The following is a 21,952-nucleotide window of genomic DNA, read 5'->3' on the forward strand; positions in this document are numbered from 1 at the left end:
CCCGGCCCGGGTCGCATCCCGTTCGCTTCTGGTGCTGCCCTCGCGCACGGCCGGTGGTGCCGACGGATCTCGCTGTTGACCTTCGGACCGGCCCGGCCCGGACTGGCTGCCCGCGTCGTGCCGTTGTCTACTGACCCCGCTCGATCCTTCGCCCACCGGGGCGCGACCTGTTCGTGCTGCCCGCCGACCCCCACTCCCTGGACCTGGCTGAACGCGCGACCCCCCCAGTTTCGGATATGCGAGGACGCCTTTGGCCAGTGAGCGGAGGGACAGTACGAACAACGGCCGCTCGCCGTGCTCAGGAAAGAAAGACGTTACGTCGGCCCCCCGCCCCGCTGTCAACCGTCGTCCCCGCCTCTGGCGTGTCGCTTGTATCGGCGTGTCTCGTCGATTACCCGATCGTGCCGGCCGAGTTCTACAGAGTGCTCAGGAGTGCCGCCGCAGCGTCACGGTGATCAATGGCGAGGAGACCGGCGGCGGCCAGCACGTACTGGTCGTCGACGACGGCCCGGGCGGACCGCGGGGCCGCCCAGCCACCGGCCGTGTCGCCCAGGACGGCGTCCAGCACGAACGGCCCGCCGCCGTGCCGGAGCACCCCGCCGGAGCCGACCACGAGGCGTACGTCGCGCAGGTCGCGCCCGCCGGTGCGGGGGTGTCCGGGCCCGGGCGAGTGCCCGCGGGCGTGCCGGCGCAGCGCGATCATCCCCGCGACCGCCGCCAGTTCCCGGTCGCCGGCCGGCGCAGCGAGCTTCTCGGCCGCCGCGGCGGCGATCGTGCCGGGCGCTCCGACCGCCACCCCGAGGTCGCCCTCGACCGTGCGGGAGCGCCACAGGAAGCCCGCCACGTCGCGCCGCGGCCCCGAGGTCAGCTCGGCGTCGGGCACGAGCGCCGAGTAGACGTCGGTGGTCGCTCCGCCGATGTCGACGACGAGCACCCCGGAGCCGGTCAGGTCGGCCAGCAACTCCACCCCGGCGAGGACGGCATCGGGGGTGGCCGCGCGGACCAGCGACGCGAACCGGCCGCCGCGCGAGAGCCGCTTCCCGCCGATCACGTGCCGGAGGAAGACGTCGCGGATCGCCGCCCGCGCGGGCCCCGGGTCGAGGTCGCCGATGCGGGGCAGCACGTTGCCCGTCCCGGTCACACCGATACCCCGTCCGGTCAGGATCGCGGCGGCGGAGGGCCGGGCGGACGCGTTGCCGGCCACCACCACCGGGACCCGCAGGCGGGAGGTCGCCAGGCGCCCGGCGTTGTGCAGCAGCGTCTCCTCGTCGCCGCCGTCGGTGCCGCCGACCAGCAGGATCACATCCGGTCGTGAGGCACGCAGCGCAGCGACCGCGCGGCCGTCCAGCCGGCCCGCCGCCACGTGGACGACCCGGGCCCCCGCGGACAGGCCCACCCGATGACCGGCCTCGGCGGTGACCAGCGCTTCGTAGCCGACTACGGCGAGCCGCAGGCCGCCACCGGCGCTGGAGCACACGTACCACTGGTCGCCGCCGCCGACGGCGGCGACCGCCTGATCGAGTCCGGTCAGCACGTCGGTCTGCGCGGTGGTCGGCACTTCGGCCCGGCGGATCAGCCGGCCGGCGTCGAGGTCGATCAGGGCGGCTTTGGTGTACGTGGATCCGACGTCCACGCAGACGGCGGTCGTCACTGCTTCGGGGGCACCACGACCGTGCCCGTGGCGGTCACGGCCACGATCGGCTCCTCGAGCAGGGCCGCCCCCGAACCGCCGGTCCCCCGGCACACGACGGTCGACGTGAACGCGATCTTCCGCGAGCGGGTACCCATCTTGACCACGGTCGCCGTCACCTCGAGGACGTCACCGGCCTGCACCGGCGCCTTGAACTGCACGTCGTCGTAGGAGGCGAACAGTCCCTCGTCGCCGTCGAGCCGGATGCACACCTCGGTCGCCACGTCGCCGAACAGGCCCAGCGAGTAGGCACCGTCGACCAGGTTGCCGGCGTAGTGGGCGTGCGAGTAGGGCACGTAGCGGCGGTGCGTGACGGTGATCAATTCCGGCTCCCGAGGAGGGCGTGTACGAGGTAGGAGGCGACTTCGCGCGGGGTGGTGCCGCGGGTGAAGATCCGGTCGACGCCGAGGTCGGCGGCCATGAGCTCGTCGAACCGGGGGCCGCCGACGATCAGAAGCGGCCGCCGGGAGGCGGGCAGCGCTTCGCGGAACGCGGCCGACATGGCCCGGGTGTTCTGCAGGTGCGCGTCGCGCTGGGTGACGACCTGGGAGACCAGGACGGCGTCGGCCTTCTGCGCGCGGGCGGTCTCGACCAGGTCGGGCACCGACACCTGGGCGCCCATGTTGGTGACCGACAGCTCCCGGTAATATTCCAGGCCCTTCTCCCCCGCGATGCCCTTGAGGTTGAGGATCGCGTCGATGCCGACGGTGTGGGCGTCGGTGCCGATGCAGGCCCCGACCACGTTGAGGCGGCGCCGCAGCCGGCGCTTGATCACGGCGTTCACCTCCTTGGCGCTGAGCAGCGGGAAGTCGCGCTCGACGACCTGCACCTGCGCGGTGTCGACCAGGTGCGCGACCTTGCCGTAGACGACGAAGAAGGTGAAGCCGTCGCCCATCTGCCTGGCGTGCACGAGCATGGCCGGGTCCATGCCCATCTTGTTGGCGAGCTGGATCGCGGCACCCTCGGCCCGCTTGTCGTGCGGGATCGGCAGCGTGAACGACAGCTGCACCATCCCGTCGCCGGTGGTGTCCCCGTACGGCCGGACGATCGTCATGCTTGCTCCAGGATGGTGTCGACCAAACGCCATACGCCGGTCGAGGGGTTTTGCGCGTGGTCCTCGCCGGAGGGGTCCAGACGCTCGGCACGGGTACGCGCCTGCTCCAGGCCGCTCGCGAAGTCCTCGAATCGAAGGCGGCCCTTGTCGTACGCCGGCAGGTGTTTCTTCAACTTGCTCACCACCGCCCCGCAGTTCTGGCAGGCGGACCGGCAGTCGTCGCGGTGCAGCAGCAGCCAGATCTCGAAGCAGGGGTTGGATACGGCGACCTTGATGCCGGCCTTGCGCGCGTGCGCCAGCGCGGCCGTCTCATGCCGTGGCATCCGTCGCCTCCGGCCGGGTGGACAGGACCGCCTCGACCAGGGAGTCGCTGAAGATCGCGGGAACCGCGCCGTAGCTTCCCGCGAGATACCGGCGTTCGCGATTCTCGTCCTTGCGAGGATGAAAATCGGAGAGCGGATACAGGCTGGACGCACCGTCGCGCTTCTCGATGAACCAGATCTCGTCGCGGCGCAGGACCTCTTCGCCCAGGTTGGTGCCGAGAAGAGTGGCGTCGTGGGTGGAGAAGAGGAGCTGAGCGCCGCGCTCGTTGGTCGACGAGTGGCGGAACAGCTCGATGAGCCGGGCCGTCAGCCGGGGGTGCAGGCTCGCATCGATCTCGTCAACGACCAGTACCGATCCGTCCGCGAGCGACGACAGTGCCGCTATGAGAAGGCGCGCCCACGACTGGGTCCCCTCGGATTGTTCGACCCAGCTCAGCGGTGTACCTGCTGATCCATGAAGGAACAGGAGTTCCTTCGTCACCTTCGGCGAGCGGAGGTGAAGAAGATCGCGCCTCCGGCGATCGCTCTGCTGGACGTCTGCCGCCTCCATGGCGGCGATCCTGGCCTCCAACTTGTCGGCCTGATCAAGATCTCGCGCCGAAGGCTCCTGCGTGCGCTCGTCGACGATCACGTCTGCGATGCCGAGGTCGGCGGCCTTCAGTAGCGACACGAAGGACGGGTAGCGGTTGAGCGCGGCAGCGACATCGTCGACGACGATCCCGCCCGACCGAGGGATCCGGCCGGCGAAGCGCAAGCACTCCCTGAACCACCGGTAGACCGGCAGCACTTCCTCCTGGCCGGCCTGAACCGCTGTGCTGAGAAGAAGTGCGTTCTCCCGCAGCAGGCTGGTGAGCAGATCCCTCCGGCCACGCCGTTCAGGCACAGTTGAACCCAGTTCGATCTGCTGACCGTCGCGGGAGAAGATCACCCTCTCCCGCTGATGCGGATGCGAGGAGAGCCATTCCTTCCGCACGACATCGTCGTCGACGGTGAACCCGTAGACGTACTGAATTCCGTCGATCAACAGGTCGACGGCGAACGACGACGGCTCCAGCGAGCCGTCCGGGTCCAGGCGAAAAGGCACCCGGGGGACGCCCGACTCGGCTTCCCACGAGCGGTAGGACTGGGTCACCGCGAACTTCATCCAGCCGAGCGCGTCCAGCAGGTTCGACTTGCCCGAGGCGTTGGCCCCGAACACCGCCGCGACCGGGACGACCGGCCGGTCATGGTCGTACGCCGGGATCAGGGCGAGTTCCTGCTCATCGCGCAGCGAACGATGATTCGACACCTGAAAGCTACGCAGCATGACTGTCCCCGTCGGCAGTTTCGAGCCTCATAGCGCAAGTAAACCGCAGAAGGTGGCCTCTGTCTTGCTGCATCAGGAGCTCTCCAGCGCTTCAGTGACCGGGTTGTAGTAGCCCTCCTCGTGCTCGGCGACGCCGTCGAGGCCCTTGCCGCGGTCGGCCGGGCGCTTCATGATCCCGAAGGTGCCGTCGGCGATGGCCGTGAGCAGCGTGTCGTCGACGATCTTCCCGAGCAGGTCGACGGCCTCGCCCAGGACGTGGTGCGCCCGCGACTGGATGAACCCGCCCGGCGCCGGCACGAAGTCCTCGTGCAGCTTGCCGGCGCCGTTGAGGACGTACCGGACGTTCTGCAGGGCGACGTCGCGGTCGGACAGCCACGGGGTCACCACCGCCTCGGTCATCATGCCGACCAGCAGGATGCCCTGCCCGGTCAGCGCACCGACCAGGTTGAAGAACCCGTCGAGGAGGTTGCCGCGGAAGACGTCGCCGGTCATGTGCTTGGTCGGCGGCATCCACTTCAGCGGCGCGTCGGGGAACAGCTCGCGCGCGAGCAGGGCGTGCGCGAGCTCCATCCGGAACGAGTCCGGCAGGTCGGGGTTTATCTCGAACGCGTGGCCCAGCCCCAGCTGGGCGTCGGACAGGCCCGCCTCGTGGGCGAAGTACTCGTTCAGCAGCTGCGAGACGGTGACCGTGTGTGCGGCCTCGACCGCGTCGGCCGTGGTCAGGTAGTTGTCCTCGCCGGTGTTGATGATGATGCCCGCCCGGGCGTGTACCTGACGGGAGAACCGCTGGTCGACGAAGGTGCGGATCGGGTTGATGTCGCGGAACAGGATCCCGTACATCGAGTCGTTGAGCATCATGTCGAGGCGCTCCAGGCCGGCCAGCGCCGCGATCTCCGGCATGCACAGCCCGGAGGCGTAGTTGGTGAGCCGGATGTAGCGGCCCAGCTCGCGGGAGACGTCGTCGAGCGCCGCCCGCATCAGCCGGAAGTTCTCTTGGGTGGCGTAGGTGCCGGCGAAACCTTCGCGGGTCGCGCCCTCGGGCACGTAGTCGAGCAGCGACTGCCCGGTCGACCGGATCACCGCGATGATGTCGGCCCCGGCGCGCGCGGCCGCCTGCGCCTGCGGAATGTCCTCGTAGATGTCGCCGGTCGCGACGATCAGGTAGATCCACGGACGCTGCTCCGGATCCCCGTACCGCTTGATCAGCCGGTCCCGTTCGGCCCGCCGCCGGTCGACCCGCTTCAGGCCGCGGGTGGCCGCGGTTCTCGCGGCCCGCCGGGCCGCCTGGGCCTCTCTGCCTTCCGGTACGCGGAAGCGAACCGAACCCGCCGCCGCCTTCTGGGCCAGCACCGTCAGATCTTCGGCCCCGTCCTCGGCCAGGGCCGCGAAGACCGGCAGCGACACCCCGTGGCCCAGGCCGACGTCCGCTCGCACGGCGTCGGCGAGCCGGTTGACCCACGGGATGCCGTCCTGGTCGGCGCCGCTCACGCCGGCCAGGCGCAGCACCGCCCGCTCGACCGACACCGTGGTGTGGGACCGGGCCAGGTCGACCACCGGCCGGCCCGCCCGGGCGGCCAGCCGTCTCGCGGTTCGGACCACCTTCGGATCCAGGTTCAGTTTCCCGGCCACGGTTCCCGCTCCATTCTTCCTACGCCTGATAGATCGTCTCGCCGTGCAGCACGGTGCGGCGGCAGATCGGCCGCGCGGGCACCGCGCCGTCGGCGCCCGGCAGCAGCACCGGCAGGCCACCCTCGACGCCGCCCGGGGTGTCCCACACCGCGAACGTCGCCGACGCGCCCGGTGCCAGCACCCCGGCGCCGTCGACCCCGGCCGCCCGCCAGCCGCCCCGGGTCGACGCGGCGAACGCGGCCCGCACGGTCATCCGGTAGACCGGGTTGCGCGGCGCCGCGGCGGCCACCACGACCGCCCATGGGTCGAGCGCCGTCACCGGCGAGTCGGATCCGAACGCCAGCAGCACCCCGGTGGCGTGCATCTGGCCGATCGGGTTGCTGGCCAGCGAACGCTCGACGCCGAGGCGCTGCGCGTACATGCGGTCGGTGCCGCCCCACAGCGCGTCGAACACCGGCTGCACCGAGGCGATCACCCCGAACTCGACCATCCGCGCGATCATCGCCTTGTCGATCAGCTCGACGTGCTCGATGCGGTGCCGGCCCTCGCGGACCCGATCGGTGCCGGCCGACTTCGCCGCGATCGCGAAGCCCTCGAGCACGGTCTCGATCGCCGCGTCGCCGATCGCGTGGAAGCCGCCCTGCACGCCGACCCGGATGCAGTCGAGCAGGTGCTCGCCGGCCTGCTCGGCGGTCACGAACGCGTCCCCGTGCCCGTGGTCGCCGTCGTGGTAGGCCTCGCGGACCGCCGCCGTGCGGGAGCCGAGCGCGCCGTCCGCGTACAGGTCGCCGGCCGCGCCGGCCGCGCCCAGGTCGCGGGCCCGCTCGGCGCCGCCCAGCTCGCCCCAGTAGCCGAAGACCTGCGGCAGGCCCTGGCCGGACAGCGCCCGCACGGACCGGAAGTCGTCCTCGCTCGAGGTGCCGGGCCCGCCGCACTCGTGGACGGCGGCGATCCCCATCGAGGCGGCCCGGCTCAGGGCCGTGCGCTGGGCGGCGGTGCGCTGCGAAGCGGAGAGGGAACCGAGCGCGACGGCGCGTACGGCGTGATGGGCCTGCTCACGCACCCAGCCGGAAGCGTCGAACCCGGCGACGCCCGAGGCCTCGCCGAGCAGCGACGCCGAGACCAGGGCCGAATGCACCGAGGCCTGGGAGAGGTAGACCCGCCGGCCGCCGGCGGCCCGCTCGAGCTCGCCGGCCGCCGGAGGCGTCTGATCGGCCCACGTCGACTCGTCCCAGCCGTGCCCGTGCACCACGCCGTCGGCCGGGCACGTGCGCGCGAAGGCGGCGACCGCGTCGAGCAGCGCGCCGGGCGACCGCACCCCGGACAGGTCGAGGCCGTCGGCCGCCAGCCCGGTGTCGGTGGCGTGCAGATGCGCGTCGACGAACGCCGGGGTCACCAGCGCGTCGTCCAGGTCGATCCGCTCGTCGGCGGACGGGGCGTCGGCGGTCTGGCCGAGCCACTCGATCCGGCCGCCGCGGACCAGCATGGCGGTCGCCCGCGGGTCGGCGGCGGAGTAGAAGCGGCCGTGCGTGAACAAAACCGAGGGGAGGTTCGTCATAGCGCTCAGTGTGCCGCCACCCGCTCTTCGAAGAGCGCCCGGACCGCCGGGACCCGGCGCAGCAGATCGACCGCGAAGTCGGCGTGGCCAGGAACGTAGCCGTTCCCGATGAGCATGGTCACGTCGGCGGCCAGGCCTTCCGCGCCCAGCGCGGCGGCCGGGAAGCTGGTCGCCATCGAGAAGAAGATCACCGTGCCGCCGGCCGCGGTCGACAGGATCGCGCCGTGCTCGCAGCCCGGCACGTCGACGCAGACCACGGTCACCGTCGCCGGGCCGCCCAGGGCCCCGGTCACCGCCCGCGACACCTCGACCGGGTCGCGGGCGTCGGCCACCGCGATCGCATCGGCGACACCGGCCTTCCGCAGCGACTCGCGCTCGGCGTCACTGACGACGATTCCCGCCGTACGCGCGCCGGCCAGCCGCGCCGCGGTCAGCGCCAGCGAACCGCTCTTGCCGGCGCCCCCGAGCACCGCAACCGTGACGTCGTCGCGGCCGTAGCCCCGGACCACCCGGTCGGTGAGCGCCGGGGCGCCGCACACGTCGTAGACCGCCAGCGACAGCTCGGGGGCGAGATCGCCGGGCAGCACGGCGGCCACCGAGCGGGCGAACAGCACCGCGGTTCCCTGGGCGGGGACCTGCTCGCTGCGGCCGTCCCAGTCCCCGAGCCCGTCGGTGATCCGCAGCGGGGTCAGGGTCAGCGAGACCAGGGTGGCAACCCGGTCACCGGGCTTGAGTCCCAGCGGCGACTGCGGGCCGACCCCCTCGACCGTCCCGATCAGCATGCCGCCCGACCCGGTGACCGGGTTGTGCATCTTGCCCCGCGTTCCGATGATCTCGAGGACCTCGGCCCGGACCGCGTCGCCGTCCCCGCTGTGCTTCCCGGCCAGCTGGCGGAAACTGGCCGCGTCGAGGTTGAGGCGCTCGACGCGGATCAGCACCTCGTCGTCGGCGATCCCGGGACTCGCGTCGAGCCGCCAGGCGGCCTGCGGCAACACTCCCGCGGGCTCGAGAACCCGGTTCAACCCCACAGAAGCCGACATCCGCCCCATCCTTCCCGCAAATCAATGACCCACACCGTATACACACCGTAAATCCTCCCGCGCCCGGGTTTCTAGACCGCAATTTCTCCGGTACGTTGGAGCGAACCGCCCGACCAATGGAGGCCACCGGTGACGAGTCCCGAAGCTGGGCAGCCGTACGAATACCGTCGCCGCACCCTGGTCGAGCCCGACTGGACCCGGTTCCCCGGCTGGCGCGACGTCACCACCGCCCAGTGGGAGAACGCGCAGTGGCAGCGCGTGCACTGCGTCAAGAACATCAAGCAGCTGCGCGCGGTCATGGGCGACCTGCTCGACGACAGCTTCTACGACGACCTCGCCACCGACCAGGCCCGCATGGCGACCATGTCGATGCTGGTGCCGCCGCAGATGCTCAACACCATGGTGCCCGACCAGGTGCCCGGCACGGCGTCGTTCCTGGCCGACCCGATCCGGCGCTACATGATCCCGGTCGCCTCCGACCGCGACCCGGTCTGGCCGTCGCACCCGCACGCCACCCGCGATTCGCTGCACGAGCACGACATGTGGGTCGCCGAGGGCCTCACCCACCGCTACCCGACCAAGGTGCTGGCCGAACTTCTGTCGACCTGCCCGCAGTACTGCGGGCACTGCACGCGGATGGACCTCGTCGGCAACTCCACGCCGACCGTCGACAAGCTCAAGCTCACCCTCAAGCCGGTCGACCGCTACGACGCCCACCTCGCCTACCTTCGCGAGCACCCGGGCGTGCGTGACGTGGTGGTCTCCGGCGGCGACGTGGCCAACGTGCCGTGGAAGCAGCTCGAGGCGTACCTCATGGGGCTGCTCTCGGTGCCGACCGTGCGCGACATCCGGCTCGCCACCAAGGCGCTGATGGGCCTCCCCCAGCACTGGCTGCAGGGCGACGTGGTCGAGGGCCTGCAACGGGTCGCGATCACCGCCGAGCGCCGCGGGGTCAACCTGGCCGTGCACACCCACGTCAACCACTTCAACTCGCTGACCCCGCTGGTGGCGCGCGCGGCGCGCATGCTGCTCGAGGTGGGCGTACGCGACGTGCGCAACCAGGGCGTGCTCATGCGCGGGGTCAACGCCACCACCGCCGACCTGCTCGACCTGTGCTTCGGGCTGCAGGGCGAGACCGGCATCCTGCCGTACTACTTCTACATGTGCGACATGATCCCGCACGCCGAGCACTGGCGGGTGCCGGTCTGGTGGGCCCAGCAGTTGCAGCACGACATGATGGGCTACCTGCCCGGATACGCCACGCCGCGGATCGTGTGCGACGTGCCGTTCGTCGGGAAGCGCTGGGTGCACATGCTCAACGAGTACGACCGGGAGCACGGCATCTCGTACTGGACCAAGAACTACCGCACGTCGATCGAGAAGGACGACGCGGAGGCGCTGTCGAGGCTCCACGCGTACTACGACCCGATCGACACTCTTCCCCAGTCGGGGCAGGACTGGTGGAAGAAGCAGGAAGCCTCGGCCACGGCGGGCTGACGGCGTACGGAAAGAGGCCGGGAGAAATCTCCCGGCCTCTCGTCTTTGATGTTTCCTGGCCTAGCTGAAGGCGTCGCGGACGTCCTTGCCGGCGTCCTTCACGTGCTCGCCGGCCTTCTTGGCCTGAGCCGCTGTCTCCTGGGCCTCGCCCTTGGCGACCAGGCTTTCGTTGTCGGTCGCGCGGCCGACGGCCTGCTTCGCCTTGCCGGTCAGCTCTTCGGCTTCGTTCTTGACCTTGTCGGTGAAGCTCATCGCTATCCTCCGCGTCTGGTTTCGCTTGGTGTTCCGGTGGTACCCGCATCCGGGCGACTCCCAAACCACAGCGCCTAGAGCATCCTAGGATGTTGCCGGTTAAGATCGTCGATGTGGATGATCACGCCTCTTCGTTCGGGCCGGTTGCCGACGTCTACGAACGTGGGCGGCCCACCTATCCGGCCGCGGCGCTGGACTGGCTGCTGGAGCCACCGCCGTCCGGGCCGCGGGTGATCGACCTGGGCGCCGGAACCGGGAAACTGACGCGGCTGATCCGCGATCGGGAACTACCGGTGACGGCGGTCGAACCCTCCCCCGGGATGCGCGCCCAGCTGTCGGCCGTGCTCCCGGACGTGACAGTCGTCGAGGGCTCGGCCGAGTCGATGCCGCTGCCGTCCGGGTCGGCCGACATCGTGCTGGTGGCGCAGGCGTGGCACTGGGTGGATCCCGCGCGGGCCGTCCCCGAGGTGGCCCGGGTGCTGGCGCCGGGCGGCCGCCTCGGTCTGCTGTGGAACGTCCGCGACGACCGGGCCGACTGGGTCCGGCGGCTCGACGAGATCATCGGGAACCGGGACCGGCTCTCCGACCGGGGTGCCGTGATCGGGGCGCCGTTCGGGCCCGTCACGCGGGCCTCGTTCCCGTGGGTGCACACGATCGGGCCGTCCCTGCTCCTGGACCTGGTGGCCTCGCGGAGCGCGGTGATCCTGCTGCCGGCCGACGAGCGGGCGGCGCTGCTGCGGGAGGTGCGCCAGCTGATGGCCACCCACCCGGACCTGGTCGGGCGGACCGAGTTCGCGCTGCCCTACGTCACCTACTGCACGCGGACCGGTCTCAAGGTCTCGTGACATGAAGGTCGTCCGGTACTACTCCTACGGTGATCCGTCCGTGCTCGAGCTCGAGGACGCGCCGGTGCCGGTGCCGTCCGAGCACGAACTGCTGGTCGAGGTCGGAGCCATCGGGGTGACGCTGCCGGCGGTGCGGCAGGTGCGGGGCGGCCCGGCGTCGGCACTGCCCGGGGTCGTCAGTGCTGATCACCGGGGCGGCCAGCGGGGTAGGACACCTGCTCGTGCAGCTGGCGCGGCTGGCCGGCTTCAGCACCGTGATCGGGGCGGTCGGGTCGGCCGACAAGACGGACTTCGTCCGCTCCGTCGGGGCGACGTCCGCCGTGACCTATCCGGCGATGCCGTCCTCCGGGGCCGACGTGGTGCTGGACGGGGCCGGGCTGCTCGGGGACGCACTGGCGGGCCTGCGCCCGGGCGGCCGCATGGTGTTCTTCGCCTCGGGCGGCGGGACCCTCCCGGCGTACGACCTGCCGGCCCGCGGGCTCACCGTGACCGGCTTCTCGATGGGCCGCTTCGCCCGCACCTCGCCGTCCGCCTACGCCGACCAGTCGGCGCGGCTGTGGGAGCCGGCCCGCTCGGGCGAGCTGCGGGCGATGGTGGACTCGACGTACCCGCTGGCCTCGGCCGCCGACGCGCACCGGCGCATCGAGAACCGCCTCAACCGCGGCAAGGTCGTACTCCTGCCATGAGGAAGTGGGCGCACGACGGGCGCGGGCTACTCCGTCTCGGCGGGCGGTGCCGGCAGCGGGGCGATGCGGGGCGGGCGGTTCTCGTACGGCGTGGAGAGGACGACCGTGGTGCGGGTGGTCACGTTGGCGGCCGTGCGGATCTCCTGCAGAAGGCGTTCCAGGTCGGCCGGGCCGGCCACCCGGACCAGCAGCATGTAGAAGTCCTCGCCGGCGACCGAGTAGCACGAGTCGATCTCGGACAGGTGGGCCAGGCGCTCGGGCGCGTCGTCCGGCTGGGACGGGTCGAACGGGCGGATCGCGACGAAGGCGGTCAGCGGCAGGTCGAGGGCCTCGTAGGAGACCTTCGCCGCGTAGCCCGCGATCACGCCCCGCTGCTCGAGCCGGCGCACCCGCTGGTGCACCGCCGACACGCTCAGCCCGACGCGCTCCGCGAGGTCGGTGTAGGACAGCCGGCCGTCCGCGGTGAGGGCGCCCACGATCGCCCGGTCGATCTCTTCCACGGGCGACACCCTACCTGCCCGGCGATCAGTCCCGGGTGAGCGCGCGGCTGATCACCAGCCGCTGGATCTGGTTGGTGCCCTCGACGATCTGCAGCACCTTGGCCTCGCGGAACCAGCGCTCGACCGGGTGGTCCTGCACGTAGCCCGCGCCGCCCAGCACCTGGATCGCGTCGGTGGTCACCTTCATGGCCATGTCGGTCGCGAACAGCTTCGCCTTCGCCGCCTCGATCGAGAACGGGCGGCCGGCGTCCTTGAGCCGGCCCGCCGCCAGCAGCAGGGCCCGGGCCGCCGAGACCTGCGTCGCCATGTCGGCGAGCAGGAAACCCAGACCCTGGAACTCGGCGATCGGCCGGCCGAACTGCTCGCGCTCCTTCGCGTACGCGCAGGCGTAGTCGAGAGCCGCCTGGGCGAGCCCGACCGCGCACGCCGCGATGCCCAGCCGCCCCGCGTCGAGCGCCTCCATCGCGATGGTGAAGCCGGTGCCCTCCGCGCCGATCAGGTTGTCGGACGGCACGCGGGCGCCGTCGAAGACGATCTGCGCCGGCGCCGACGAGCGCAGGCCCATCGTGCGCTCCGGCTTCTGCGGAATCACGCCGGGTGTGGTCGCATCCGCCAGGAGGCAGGAAATGCCTTTGGGGCCCTCCCCGCCCGTACGGCAGAAGATGTTGTAGAAATCGGCGTGCCCGGCGTGCGTTATCCAGGCTTTGGTGCCGGTGACGACGAAGTCGTCGCCGTCGTGCACCGCCCGGGTGGCCAGGTGGGCGGCATCCGAGCCGCCCTGCGGCTCGGACAGGCAGTACGCGCCGAGCAGTTCGCCGCCGAGCATGTCGGGCAGCAGCTTGCGCTGGCGCTCGGAGCCGTGGGCGTGCACCGGGTAGCAGGAGAGCGTGTGCACGCTGACCGCCTCGGCGATCGCGAGCCAGCGGCCGGCGAGGATCTCGAGAACCTGCAGGTAGACCTCGTAGGGCTGGCCCGCTCCCCCGGCGGCCTCGGGGTAGGGCAGGCCGAGCAGGCCGGCGCGGCCGACCGTCCGGATCACCTCGCGCGGGAACTCGCCCCGCGCCTCGAAGTCGCTCGCTTTGCCGGCGAGCTCGCGGGTGGCGATCTCACGGGTGAGATCGAGGAGGTCGTACGCCTCGTCGTTGGGGAGCATGCGATCCACCGTCACGTGATCCAGCTTAACGCTCGTTAGGGAACGATTGTCACACCCTCCCGCTAAGGTTTGCGGCGTGTCAGGACAACCACTGCTCGCCGTCGACGCGCCCAGCCTCTACTTCCGGGCCTTCCACGGCATCCCGGAAAAGGCCGCCCAGACATCCGCGGGCGAGCCGGTCAACGCCGTCCGCGGATTCCTCGACATGCTCGCCCAGCTGATCCGCACCCGGCACCCCGACCGGGTGGTCTGCGCGCTCGACGCCAACTGGCGGCCGGCCTGGCGGGTCGCGCTCGTGCCGTCCTACAAGGCGCACCGGGTCGCCCACGGCGACGTCGAGGTGATCCCGCCCGCCCTCGAGAAGCAGGTCCCGCTGCTGCTCGAGGTGCTGCGCGCGATCGGCATCCCGGCGTTCGGCGTCAAGGGCTACGAGGCCGACGACGTGCTCGGCACGCTGGCCGCCACCCAGCCCGGCCCGGTCGAGGTGGTCTCCGGCGACCGCGACCTGTTCCAGCTGGTCGACGACGAGCGCGGCACCCGCCTGCTCTACTGCGGCCGCGGCGTCGCCAAGCTCGAGGACGCCGACAACGCGCTGGTCGAGGCGAAGTACGGCGTGCCCGCCCGGTGGTACGCGGACTTCGCCGCCATGCGGGGCGACGCGAGCGACGGCCTGCCCGGCGTGGCCGGCGTCGGGGAGAAGACGGCGGCCCGGCTGGTGGCGCGCTACGGCGGCGTCGAAGAGATCCTGACCGCGCTCGACGACCCGGCGGCCGGCTTCGCGCCCGGCGTGCGGGCGAAACTCGACGCGGCACGCGACTACCTGGCCAAGGCGCTGCCGGTGTGCCGGGTGGCGCTCGACGTCGAACTGCCCGGCTTCGACCCGGCCATGCCGCGGGCGCCCCGCGACCCCGACGCGCTGCTGGCCCTGGCGGAGCGGTGGAACCTGGCCGGTTCGGCCCGCCGCCTGGTCGACGCGCTGGCCGCCGGGTGACGGCCGCTCCCCCGGTCCATCCGGTCGACGTGTTCCTGGTGCTGCACGACGGCCCGTCGCTGCTGCTGGCGCTCCGGCAGAACACCGGCTACCACGACGGCCGGTGGAACCTGCCGTCCGGCAAGCTGGAGCACGGCGAGGACGCGGTGAGCGGAATGATCCGCGAGGCGCGGGAAGAGCTGGGCATCCGGCTGCCGCCGTCCGCGCTGCGCCTGGTCACGACCGTGCACCACCGGGCCGCCATCGATCACGGCCGCATCGGACTCGTGTTCGCGGCCGCCTCCGACCCGTCGTCGCAGGGCTCGCCGGTCAACGCCGAGCCGCAGAAGTGCGGGGGCATCGACTGGTTCCCGGCCGGGGCGCTGCCCGCTCCGATGTCCTCCTACAGCGCCGACTGCATCGAGGCCTACCGGTCCGGTTCGACGTTCACCCTGAGCGGGTGGGCGATCTGATGCACGTCGGCCACTCGGCGGGCGCGGCGGCGTTCCTGGCCGAGCTGGACCACTTCGTCGCGACGGTCTCGGAACTGGACGACGCGTCGCTGGTGGCGGCCAGTCACTGCCGGGGCTGGACGGTCGGCGACGTGCTCGTGCACGTACACATGGGGCTGCAGGAGATGCTGCTGGGGCTGGTCAGCCCGGCCACGTCCGAACCGGACACGGACGCGGGCTCGTACTGGGCGGCGCCCCCGCCGACCAACGACGACGAGGCCGACCGGCTCGACAACGTACGGTTCGTACGCCTGCTCGGCGCGGCCTACCGCCGGCCGACCGGCGTGGTCCGCCACCTGCGGCCGACCACCGACGCGATCCGCACCGCGGTGCCGGCGCTGCCCCCGGGCGCCGTGCGCTTCCAGGGCCACATCCTGGCGACCGGCGACTTCCTGGCCACGTGGGCGGTCGAGCTGGCGATCCACCAGCTGGACCTGGGACGCGAGGTGACCCTCGCGCCCCCGACCGCCGAGTCGCTGCGCCTGACCCGCGCGACGATCGAGGCGCTGGCGGGCTCGCCGATGCCGGCGTCGTGGGACGACCGGACCGTCGCGCTGCTGGGCGCCGGTCGCGTCCCGCCCGACGCCGCCCAGAGCGTGGCCCTCGGCGGCCGCCTGCCGGTCCTCGGATGACCTGCCGCCGGCCCCGCGCGCGACTGCATCCGGCTCAGCCGACCGTGGGCTCAAGCCGGCACCGCCGACGTCAGTTCCCCGCGCCCAGCGACGACATGAATGCCGACGGATAGCGGTCGCCGCGCGCCGAGCCGGGCGGCACCGCCTTCTCGATCGCGGCGAGATCGTCGGGGGTGAGCGTGACGTCGAGGGCGGGCAGCGCCTCTGCGAGGCGTTCCCGGGTGCGGGCGCCGACCAGCGGGACGATGCCGTCGCCCTGGGCCGCGACCCAGGCGATGGCCAGCTGGGCGACCGTGCAGCCCTTGGCGTCGGCCACCGCGCGCAGGTCGGAGACCAGCGCCAGGTTGTGCTCGACGTTGCCGGCCGCGAACCGCGGGCTCATGCCGCGCATGTCACCGGGCGCCGGCTCGTGGCCGGGGTGCCAGTGGCCGGAGAGCAGCCCGCGGCCGAGGACGCCGTACGCGGTCAGCCCGATGCCGAGTTCCTCCAGCGTGGGCCGGATGTCGGTCTCGACGGCCCGGGAGAGCAGCGAGTACTCGATCTGCAGGTCGGCGATCGGATGCACGGCGTGGGCCCGCCGGATCGTCGCCGCGTCGACCTCGGACAGGCCGATGTGCCGCACGAAACCGGCATCCACCATCTCCTTGATCGCGCCGATCGTGTCCTCGATCGGCACGTCCGGGTCGAGCCGGGCCGGACGGTAGATGTCGACGTGGTCGACACCCAGCCGGACCAGCGAATAGGCGAGAAAGTTCCGTACCGCCGAAGGCCGGCCGTCCTGGCCGCCGACCGAGAAGGCCGGCCCGCGCAGCTGACCGAACTTGACGCTGAGCTGGTAGCTGTCCCGCGGCCGGCCACGCAGCGCTTCGGCCAGCAGCAGCTCGTTGTGTCCCATGCCGTAGAAGTCGCCGGTGTCGACCAGCGTGACGCCCGCGTCGAGGGCGGCGTGCACGGTCGCGATCGCTTCGGCGCGGTCGGTCGCGCCGTACGCCCCGCCGGACATGCCCATCGCCCCGAGCCCGAGGGCGGAGACGGACGGGCCGGTGGTTCCCAAGGTTCGTTTCTGCATGACCCCAGTCTCGAACCGCGACGATGATCGGAGGAGCGGAGAGCTCATCGTAGGAGCGCGGCTCCCTGGATGGCGCCGCCCGCGGGCGGGCAGCATGGGTGCATGCAGCGTGACCAGCTCGCCGACTTCCTGCGCCGCCGCCGTGAGGCGATCCGCCCGGCCCAGGTCGGCCTCGCCGACGGCCCCCGCCGCCGCACCGCCGGCCTGCGCCGCGAGGAGGTGGCGATGCTGGCCGGCATGTCGGTCGACTACGTCGTACGCCTCGAGCAGGGCCGCAGCAGCCAGCCGTCGACGCAGATGCTCGGCGCGCTGGCCCGGGCGCTGCGCCTCTCCGACGACGAGCGCGACCACCTGTTCCACCTCGCCGGGCACCGCCCGCCGCCGGCCGACGGGGTGGCCCGTCAGGCCCGGGCCGGGCTGGTGCGGATGCTCGACCTGCTCGAGAACACCCCGGCGCTCGTGATGTCCGACCTCGGCGAGATCCTGGCCCAGAACCGGATGTCGTTCCTGCTGCACGGCGACTTCGGCCGCTTCACCGGCGACCGGCGCTACCTGATCTACCGGTGGTTCACCGACGAGGCCGCCCGGGCCATCCATCCGGCCACCGACCAGCAGCGCCAGTCCCGGCAACTCGTCGCCGACCTGCGGGCGGCGGCCGGTCGCCGCGCGGGCGACCCGGTGGTCGAAAGCCTGGTGGCCCGGTTGCGGGAGCGGAGCGCGGAGTTCCGGCGGCTCTGGGAGGACCACGAGGTCGGCGTCCGGCGGGCCGACCAGAAGACGCTGGTGCATCCGCGGGTCGGCCCGATCCGGTTCGACTGCGAAACCCTGGTCACGCCCGACCTCGGCCAGGAACTGCTGGTCCTGACCCCGGCCGGCGCCGAGGCGCGGGAGCGGCTCGATCTGCTGCGGGTGCTGGGCACCGAGGAGTTCGCGCCTACTCCCCGATAGCGACCCCCGCGAGTTCGGCGACGATGTCGAGATGGCCCAGGTGCCGGGCGTACTCCTGGGTCAGGTGGAAGAGGACCCGCTCCAGCGAGGCGGGCTCGGCGCCGTCCCAGCGCGGCCCCGGCTTGCCGACGGCGTCCAGGTCGTTGCCGGCGACCACCGCCGAGGTGTGCCGTCCCTGCTCCCGCAGGGCGGCCACCAGGCTGTCACGGGTCTCGTCGGCCGTCACGTGCCAGCGGTCGTCGCGCTCGTCACCCCACGGGTCGCCGACGTCGCGCCCCTGGAAACCCCACGAGATCCACCGCAGCTCGACGAACCGCAGATGCTTCACCAGCTCGAGCGGCGTCCACCCGGACGGCAGCCGGCTGCGCCGCAACTCCTCCTCGGGCAGCGCGGCCACCTTGTCGATCAGGTTCTCGCGGAAATAGTCCAGGTAGCGGACGAAAACCTCGGCACGGCCGGCGGCCGGGATCGTCGGCGACGGAAAAGGCAGGCTCATGCGGCCCATTCTCCTTTCCCGTACGCGGGGAGCCTGTACCCACCCGCAGCGTGACTCAGACGCCGATCCGGTAGGCGTTCTGGAACGCGAGCCGGCCGTCGGCGCCCGCGGCGAGGGTCGTGAGCTCGTCGTCCAGCGCGAGGAACGCCTCCCACGGCGCCTGCCCGTTGAGCAGCGCGATCCGCTCGACGACCAGCTGCTCGAGGTCTTCCTGCCGCTTGCCCTTCCACACCTTGTCGGCCAGGCTGACCAGGTGGTCCTCGAGGCCGGCCCGCTCCGAGTGCCAGCGACCGTGGGTGCCCGCGAAGCGCGCCAGCCGCGGCTCGACCCCGGCCGTCAGCAGCATCTGCTCGCCGGCCGGCTCGTGTCGCGTGCCCGGCTCCGACAACTCCTCGACGTGCCGGACCTTGCCGATGTCATGAGTGGCCGCCCCGAACAGCACCGCGTCCCGGTCGAACGGCGCGGCCGGGCAGGCGGTCTCGAGCCAGGCGGTCAGCGAGAACGCGACGTCGTGCACCAGCCGCAGGTGGGCGCCCAGCCGCGGCGGCGCCCCGGCCTCCCGCAGCAACGCCGAGGCGGCCGGCGGCACCGGCCGGAAAGGCGGATCGGTCAATGCCATGTCGAGCACGACGTCCAGGCTAGCGCCCCCACTGTCAAACACTTCTTGGGTAGTCCGCTCGAAGCTTCCGGGCGAACGCCCGGATGTCGCCGGCGAGGAGGTCGGGTTGCTCGCGTGCGGCGTAATGACCACCGCGCGGCATCCGGCTGTAGTGGACGAGATGGTGGTTGCGGGCGACCCAGCTCCGTGGAGGTTGGACGAGGTCGGCGGGAAACCCGAGCCGGGTCATCAGCCGGTGCCGCAGCTCGTGCGTCGGGACGCCGGGCATCCGGCTCTGCTCGGGTGTGAACGGGAAGCCGGGCAGGGCGGGCGCGATCGCGGTGAAGCAGGGTGGCTACGGCACAGTGCTCGAAGGGGCGGGAGAGCCGCCGGGCCAGTTCGGCCTCCTCCAGGAAGGTGCTCGGCCAGCCATGGGTGAGCACGATCGGCACCGCATCCGTCGTCTCACCGTCGAAGCGAAGGTAATGGACGGTTGTTCCGTCGAGGACCGCGTGACGGGACGGAAGCGCGTTGATCGCCGCTTCCCGCGCCCGCCAGTCGAACCCGTCGGCCCAGTAGCCGGACAGGCGCCGCAGCTCACCCGGCTCGGTCCCGGCCTCCCAGCCGCCCACCGGCCAGGGGCGCGGCCACCGTGTCGCGCGCACCCGGCCCCGCAGTTCCTCCCACGCGGCTTCCGGCACTTCGATCAGCGGAGCACTCGGCATGGTCCATCCTCCTTCGCGGCTCCCGGCCTTCTCCTCTCGATCGGGACCCGGGTCTCTGCTTGCTTGGGTGCTCGGGGTCATACGTTTTCCTGCTCCTGGCCGACTGTATGGGATTTCGGGACCGATGGCGATTTGCGTTTCTGTATTCGCTATTCGCTCGGCTTTTCGGTGCGAATGTCCAGGCGCGCTCTGATCAGCTGCATGCCGCAGTCGAACGGCATTGCGGTAGCGTGGCCGCATGGCCAGGCGCATTTCGAAGGAAGACGTCATCGCGTTCCGGCTGGCGGCCCACCACCTCACAGAGCGGCTGAGCGAGGACGGGCTGCTCGTCGCGGCGGGCCGGTGCGGTATCCAGAACAGTCCGCCCGGGTCGGCGCTGCTGGCCCTGCACGCCAGAGTCCGAGACGTCCGGCCAGAACGGATGGACCACGTGGTCGCCGAGGAGAAGAGCCTGCTGCAGACCTGGTCCATGCGCGGCGCGCCGTTCTTCTGTCCCACCGCGGATACGCCGGTGTTCACCACCGGCGTGCTGCCGCCGACCGAGGACGCGATGCGGCACTTCATCCTCGGGGTGCAACAGTCAGTGGATCGTCTTGGTATGAGCCTGGCCGAGGCGGTCGAACTTACGGGCCAGCACATGGGCGAGGTGCTGGCCGGACGCCGGCTCGCCATCGACGAGTTGGGCGGGGAACTCGCCGCGCGGATCGCTCGCGACTTGCCGAAGGCGCAGCGTGACGTCTGGGAAGAGGACGGTCCCTACGCCGCGGGCCAGGCGATCGGTGAAGCCGTTGTGCACTTCTGCATCCGTATCCTGACGTTGCAGCAGGTCGTCTGCTTCGCTCCGCGTGTCGGGAACAAGGCGCCGTTCGTCCTGGTCGACGAGTGGCTCGGCCACTCGATCCCGCGCGTCGACCCGGACGCCGCGCGGGGCGAACTGCTGCGCCGCTACCTGCACTGCTACGGGCCCTCGACACCTGCGGATTTCGCCGCGTGGGTGGGCGTCCGCGTCGGTGACATCGGCCCATGGTGGAGACCGATCCAGGACGAGTTGAGGCACGTTGACTTCGGCGGCACATCATGGATCCTCGCCGGTGACCTCGACGCGCTGCAGTCGGCCGCGATCCCGAACGGGGTGCGCCTGCTGCCGCCTTCCGACCCGTATACCCAGCTACGTGACCGCGACACGATCGTCGACAAGAAGTACCACCGGGAGGTTTGGAAGACGGTCGGCGCACCCGGCACGATCCTCACCGACGGCAAGATCGCCGGCATATGGCGGTCACGCAGGAGTGGCCGGAAGCTGGCCCTCACCATCAAGCCGTTCGGCTCGATGCCACAGCGGGACCGGAAGGCGCTGAGCGACGAGGCCGACCAGATCGCCGCATTGCGAGGCGCGTCGTCCGTAGACATCCAGTTTGCCGACGAAGACGACTCGGCTACGACGAGCACAACATCGACCGGGTGAGCGGAGACCCCGCCCGCCTCCGCCAACGTCGACGTGGTGGTGCAGTCTTGGAATGCTATTACAAACCTTGTAAAAGGCACTCCACGTCCTTTGCATTACCGCTACACGCGGGATTTAGTAGGCATTGCCGCCGGGCTCGCCGTAGTCGACACGCTCGAGGTCGTCGTGGATTTCCGGTCCTGCTCCGACAATCGCCTCTTTCGGCCGGACCAGCGTCCCGGCCGGGTCAGTGAACTCCTCACGGTCGAAGCCGAACGACAAGAACTCGATCAGGATTTCCAGTCCCGCCCACCGGGCCCGGCCCGACACTTCACGGACAATCCCCGTTGTAGTCGTACGGAGTGGGACCGTCCGGTCGGTGGCCCGGCGTACGCGCCAGCCTCGGCCGCACGGCTACGATCCACGAATATCCGACAATGCGGGGCGACGGGGCCGACATGGCTGAGTACTCGGGCACGCCGCTGCCCCGCAAGCTCGGCATAAAGCCAGGCCACCAAGTCGCGCTCCTCGAAGCGCCGGCCGGCTTCGACGCCGCACTCGACGGCCTGCCCGACGGTGTCGTCATCCGGCCCGGCCTGGCCGCCGACGTGCCGACCGACGTGATCGTGCTGTTCGTGACCGAACGCCACGAGTTGCAGGGCCGCCTCGACGAGGTCAGGCGCGGCATGGCCCAGGACGGCGGCTTCTGGGTCGCCTGGCCGAAGCGAGCGTCGAAGGTACCCACGGACGTCACCGAGGACGTAATCCGTGACGTCGCGCTGCCGACCGGCTTGGTCGACAACAAGGTATGTGCGATCAACGAGATCTGGTCGGGCCTGCGGCTGGTCATCCGCCGCGAAAACCGCGTACCAGCCACGTGACGCGTCTCGCGCGATTCCCTGTACGCCAACGGACACCCCGACGCGGACCCCTCGGCGACCGGAGTGAGATGACGGTGGGCTCGTAGAGGGCGGATGCACCGAACATGTGGGCATAGGAAGTGCCGCGGCGTAGCCGCGGTCGGT

The 21,952-nt window shown here is 71.4% G+C and carries 25 protein-coding genes and 1 pseudogene; 9 read left to right on the plus strand and 17 right to left on the minus strand.

The window, feature by feature from the left end; translation table 11 throughout:
- Positions 1-415: 415 nt before the first annotated feature.
- The 8 genes from ACIA5C_RS09000 to ACIA5C_RS09035 all read right to left on the minus strand — a co-directional run bounded on the left by ACIA5C_RS09000 (position 416) and on the right by ACIA5C_RS09035 (position 8,600).
- Entirely contained in the window at positions 416-1,651 is a 1,236-nt protein-coding gene (locus ACIA5C_RS09000) for a glutamate mutase L (RefSeq protein WP_396052766.1), read from the minus strand.
- A complete protein-coding gene (locus ACIA5C_RS09005) occupies positions 1,648-2,013 on the minus strand; it encodes a hotdog domain-containing protein (RefSeq protein ID WP_396052767.1) in 366 nt (121 codons plus the stop codon). The genes ACIA5C_RS09000 and ACIA5C_RS09005 overlap by 4 nt, the downstream gene beginning before the upstream one ends.
- Positions 2,010-2,744 (minus strand): OAM dimerization domain-containing protein, encoded by a 735-nt coding sequence (locus ACIA5C_RS09010; protein WP_396052768.1) that lies wholly within the window; start codon positions 2,742-2,744, stop codon positions 2,010-2,012. The genes ACIA5C_RS09005 and ACIA5C_RS09010 overlap by 4 nt, the downstream gene beginning before the upstream one ends.
- Positions 2,741-3,067, minus strand: a complete 327-nt coding sequence (locus ACIA5C_RS09015) for an RloB family protein (protein ID WP_396052769.1) — start codon at positions 3,065-3,067, stop codon at positions 2,741-2,743. Before ACIA5C_RS09015 ends, ACIA5C_RS09010 begins: the two co-directional genes overlap by 4 nt.
- On the minus strand, positions 3,054-4,373 hold the full coding sequence (locus tag ACIA5C_RS09020) for an ATP/GTP-binding protein (protein ID WP_396052770.1): 1,320 nt from the start codon (positions 4,371-4,373) through the stop codon (positions 3,054-3,056). Before ACIA5C_RS09020 ends, ACIA5C_RS09015 begins: the two co-directional genes overlap by 14 nt.
- Before the next feature lie 72 nt (positions 4,374-4,445).
- Entirely contained in the window at positions 4,446-6,002 is a 1,557-nt protein-coding gene (locus tag ACIA5C_RS09025; protein ID WP_396052771.1) for a lysine 5,6-aminomutase subunit alpha, read from the minus strand.
- Positions 6,003-6,021: 19 nt separating this feature from the next.
- Complete coding sequence (locus tag ACIA5C_RS09030; protein ID WP_396052772.1) at positions 6,022-7,560, minus strand: amidohydrolase; 1,539 nt, start codon at positions 7,558-7,560, stop codon at positions 6,022-6,024.
- Positions 7,561-7,565: 5 nt separating this feature from the next.
- Complete coding sequence (locus ACIA5C_RS09035; protein WP_396052773.1) at positions 7,566-8,600, minus strand: L-erythro-3,5-diaminohexanoate dehydrogenase; 1,035 nt, start codon at positions 8,598-8,600, stop codon at positions 7,566-7,568.
- Positions 8,601-8,729: 129 nt separating this feature from the next.
- On the opposite strand from ACIA5C_RS09035, the gene ACIA5C_RS09040 reads away from it, so the two are divergent.
- Positions 8,730-10,097: a KamA family radical SAM protein gene (locus ACIA5C_RS09040; protein ID WP_396052774.1), complete on the plus strand. Its 1,368-nt coding sequence runs from the start codon at positions 8,730-8,732 to the stop codon at positions 10,095-10,097.
- Positions 10,098-10,157: 60 nt separating this feature from the next.
- Here ACIA5C_RS09040 and ACIA5C_RS09045 read toward each other — a convergent pair whose 3' ends face one another.
- Entirely contained in the window at positions 10,158-10,349 is a 192-nt protein-coding gene (locus ACIA5C_RS09045; protein ID WP_396052775.1) for a CsbD family protein, read from the minus strand.
- An 89-nt stretch (positions 10,350-10,438) separates the two neighbouring features.
- On the opposite strand from ACIA5C_RS09045, the gene ACIA5C_RS09050 reads away from it, so the two are divergent.
- Positions 10,439-11,194 (plus strand): class I SAM-dependent methyltransferase, encoded by a 756-nt coding sequence (locus tag ACIA5C_RS09050; RefSeq protein ID WP_396052776.1) that lies wholly within the window; start codon positions 10,439-10,441, stop codon positions 11,192-11,194.
- Positions 11,195-11,373: 179 nt separating this feature from the next.
- Positions 11,374-11,880 carry a zinc-binding alcohol dehydrogenase family protein gene (locus ACIA5C_RS09055; RefSeq protein WP_396052777.1) on the plus strand — a complete coding sequence of 169 codons (507 nt, stop codon included), beginning with the start codon at positions 11,374-11,376 and terminating at the stop codon, positions 11,878-11,880.
- Between the two features lie 26 nt (positions 11,881-11,906).
- Here ACIA5C_RS09055 and ACIA5C_RS09060 read toward each other — a convergent pair whose 3' ends face one another.
- Positions 11,907-12,380: an Lrp/AsnC family transcriptional regulator gene (locus ACIA5C_RS09060; RefSeq protein ID WP_396052778.1), complete on the minus strand. Its 474-nt coding sequence runs from the start codon at positions 12,378-12,380 to the stop codon at positions 11,907-11,909.
- A gap of 25 nt (positions 12,381-12,405) precedes the next feature.
- Positions 12,406-13,548: an acyl-CoA dehydrogenase family protein gene (locus ACIA5C_RS09065; RefSeq protein WP_396052779.1), complete on the minus strand. Its 1,143-nt coding sequence runs from the start codon at positions 13,546-13,548 to the stop codon at positions 12,406-12,408.
- Positions 13,549-13,579: 31 nt separating this feature from the next.
- On the opposite strand from ACIA5C_RS09065, the gene ACIA5C_RS09070 reads away from it, so the two are divergent.
- The 3 genes from ACIA5C_RS09070 to ACIA5C_RS09080 are packed head-to-tail and all read left to right on the plus strand — an operon-like array spanning position 13,580 to position 15,647.
- On the plus strand, positions 13,580-14,524 hold the full coding sequence (locus ACIA5C_RS09070; protein ID WP_396052780.1) for a 5'-3' exonuclease H3TH domain-containing protein: 945 nt from the start codon (positions 13,580-13,582) through the stop codon (positions 14,522-14,524).
- Complete coding sequence (locus tag ACIA5C_RS09075; RefSeq protein WP_396052781.1) at positions 14,521-14,976, plus strand: NUDIX domain-containing protein; 456 nt, start codon at positions 14,521-14,523, stop codon at positions 14,974-14,976. Before ACIA5C_RS09070 ends, ACIA5C_RS09075 begins: the two co-directional genes overlap by 4 nt.
- On the plus strand, positions 14,964-15,647 hold the full coding sequence (locus ACIA5C_RS09080; RefSeq protein WP_396052782.1) for a maleylpyruvate isomerase N-terminal domain-containing protein: 684 nt from the start codon (positions 14,964-14,966) through the stop codon (positions 15,645-15,647). Before ACIA5C_RS09075 ends, ACIA5C_RS09080 begins: the two co-directional genes overlap by 13 nt.
- A gap of 70 nt (positions 15,648-15,717) precedes the next feature.
- On the opposite strand, the gene ACIA5C_RS09085 is transcribed toward ACIA5C_RS09080, so the two are convergent.
- Positions 15,718-16,716 carry an aldo/keto reductase gene (locus tag ACIA5C_RS09085; RefSeq protein WP_396052783.1) on the minus strand — a complete coding sequence of 333 codons (999 nt, stop codon included), beginning with the start codon at positions 16,714-16,716 and terminating at the stop codon, positions 15,718-15,720.
- Positions 16,717-16,818: 102 nt separating this feature from the next.
- Between ACIA5C_RS09085 and ACIA5C_RS09090 the strand changes: the two genes are divergently transcribed.
- Positions 16,819-17,664: a helix-turn-helix transcriptional regulator gene (locus ACIA5C_RS09090; RefSeq protein WP_396052784.1), complete on the plus strand. Its 846-nt coding sequence runs from the start codon at positions 16,819-16,821 to the stop codon at positions 17,662-17,664.
- Here the strand turns inward: ACIA5C_RS09090 and ACIA5C_RS09095 are convergent.
- The 4 genes and pseudogenes from ACIA5C_RS09095 to ACIA5C_RS09110 form a co-directional block, all read right to left on the minus strand.
- Complete coding sequence (locus ACIA5C_RS09095) at positions 17,651-18,160, minus strand: DinB family protein (RefSeq protein WP_396052785.1); 510 nt, start codon at positions 18,158-18,160, stop codon at positions 17,651-17,653. The two genes, ACIA5C_RS09090 and ACIA5C_RS09095, sit on opposite strands and share 14 nt — an antisense overlap.
- 55 nt (positions 18,161-18,215) lie before the next feature.
- Entirely contained in the window at positions 18,216-18,779 is a 564-nt protein-coding gene (locus tag ACIA5C_RS09100) for an HD domain-containing protein (RefSeq protein WP_396053097.1), read from the minus strand.
- 34 nt (positions 18,780-18,813) lie between these two features.
- Positions 18,814-19,047 carry a hypothetical protein gene (locus ACIA5C_RS09105; protein ID WP_396053110.1) on the minus strand — a complete coding sequence of 78 codons (234 nt, stop codon included), beginning with the start codon at positions 19,045-19,047 and terminating at the stop codon, positions 18,814-18,816.
- A 130-nt stretch (positions 19,048-19,177) separates the two neighbouring features.
- Positions 19,178-19,753: pseudogene (locus ACIA5C_RS09110) on the minus strand (epoxide hydrolase N-terminal domain-containing protein); the annotation flags it as partial.
- On the opposite strand from ACIA5C_RS09110, the gene ACIA5C_RS09115 reads away from it, so the two are divergent.
- Positions 19,722-20,948, plus strand: a complete 1,227-nt coding sequence (locus ACIA5C_RS09115; protein WP_396052786.1) for a winged helix DNA-binding domain-containing protein — start codon at positions 19,722-19,724, stop codon at positions 20,946-20,948. The pseudogene ACIA5C_RS09110 and the gene ACIA5C_RS09115 overlap by 32 nt on opposite strands.
- Before the next feature lie 114 nt (positions 20,949-21,062).
- Here the strand turns inward: ACIA5C_RS09115 and ACIA5C_RS09120 are convergent, their stop codons facing one another.
- Positions 21,063-21,257, minus strand: coding sequence for a hypothetical protein (locus tag ACIA5C_RS09120; RefSeq protein ID WP_396052787.1), 195 nt, complete (start codon positions 21,255-21,257; stop codon positions 21,063-21,065).
- 128 nt (positions 21,258-21,385) lie between these two features.
- Between ACIA5C_RS09120 and ACIA5C_RS09125 the strand changes: the two genes are divergently transcribed.
- A complete protein-coding gene (locus ACIA5C_RS09125) occupies positions 21,386-21,808 on the plus strand; it encodes a DUF3052 family protein (protein WP_396052788.1) in 423 nt (140 codons plus the stop codon).
- The last annotated feature ends 144 nt before the right edge of the window (positions 21,809-21,952 follow it).

The sequence above is a fragment of the Actinoplanes sp. NPDC051343 genome (assembly GCF_044455125.1).
Classification (GTDB): domain Bacteria; phylum Actinomycetota; class Actinomycetes; order Mycobacteriales; family Micromonosporaceae; genus Actinoplanes.

What these genes read in the sequence shown, in the direction of transcription:
- ACIA5C_RS09030 (WP_396052772.1), bottom strand. Translation starts at nt 7,560, where the DNA reads ATGACGAACCTCCCCTCGGTTTTGTTCACGCACGGCCGCTTCTACTCC.
- ACIA5C_RS09050 (WP_396052776.1), top strand. Translation starts at nt 10,439, where the DNA reads ATGTTGCCGGTTAAGATCGTCGATGTGGATGATCACGCCTCTTCGTTC.
- ACIA5C_RS09045 (WP_396052775.1), bottom strand. Translation starts at nt 10,349, where the DNA reads ATGAGCTTCACCGACAAGGTCAAGAACGAAGCCGAAGAGCTGACCGGC.
- ACIA5C_RS09095 (WP_396052785.1), bottom strand. Translation starts at nt 18,160, where the DNA reads ATGAGCCTGCCTTTTCCGTCGCCGACGATCCCGGCCGCCGGCCGTGCC.
- ACIA5C_RS09035 (WP_396052773.1), bottom strand. Translation starts at nt 8,600, where the DNA reads ATGTCGGCTTCTGTGGGGTTGAACCGGGTTCTCGAGCCCGCGGGAGTG.
- ACIA5C_RS09085 (WP_396052783.1), bottom strand. Translation starts at nt 16,716, where the DNA reads ATGCAGAAACGAACCTTGGGAACCACCGGCCCGTCCGTCTCCGCCCTC.
- ACIA5C_RS09015 (WP_396052769.1), bottom strand. Translation starts at nt 3,067, where the DNA reads ATGCCACGGCATGAGACGGCCGCGCTGGCGCACGCGCGCAAGGCCGGC.
- ACIA5C_RS09115 (WP_396052786.1), top strand. Translation starts at nt 19,722, where the DNA reads ATGGCCAGGCGCATTTCGAAGGAAGACGTCATCGCGTTCCGGCTGGCG.
- ACIA5C_RS09125 (WP_396052788.1), top strand. Translation starts at nt 21,386, where the DNA reads ATGGCTGAGTACTCGGGCACGCCGCTGCCCCGCAAGCTCGGCATAAAG.
- ACIA5C_RS09090 (WP_396052784.1), top strand. Translation starts at nt 16,819, where the DNA reads ATGCAGCGTGACCAGCTCGCCGACTTCCTGCGCCGCCGCCGTGAGGCG.
- ACIA5C_RS09010 (WP_396052768.1), bottom strand. Translation starts at nt 2,744, where the DNA reads ATGACGATCGTCCGGCCGTACGGGGACACCACCGGCGACGGGATGGTG.
- ACIA5C_RS09105 (WP_396053110.1), bottom strand. Translation starts at nt 19,047, where the DNA reads ATGCCCGGCGTCCCGACGCACGAGCTGCGGCACCGGCTGATGACCCGG.
- ACIA5C_RS09100 (WP_396053097.1), bottom strand. Translation starts at nt 18,779, where the DNA reads ATGGCATTGACCGATCCGCCTTTCCGGCCGGTGCCGCCGGCCGCCTCG.
- ACIA5C_RS09020 (WP_396052770.1), bottom strand. Translation starts at nt 4,373, where the DNA reads ATGCTGCGTAGCTTTCAGGTGTCGAATCATCGTTCGCTGCGCGATGAG.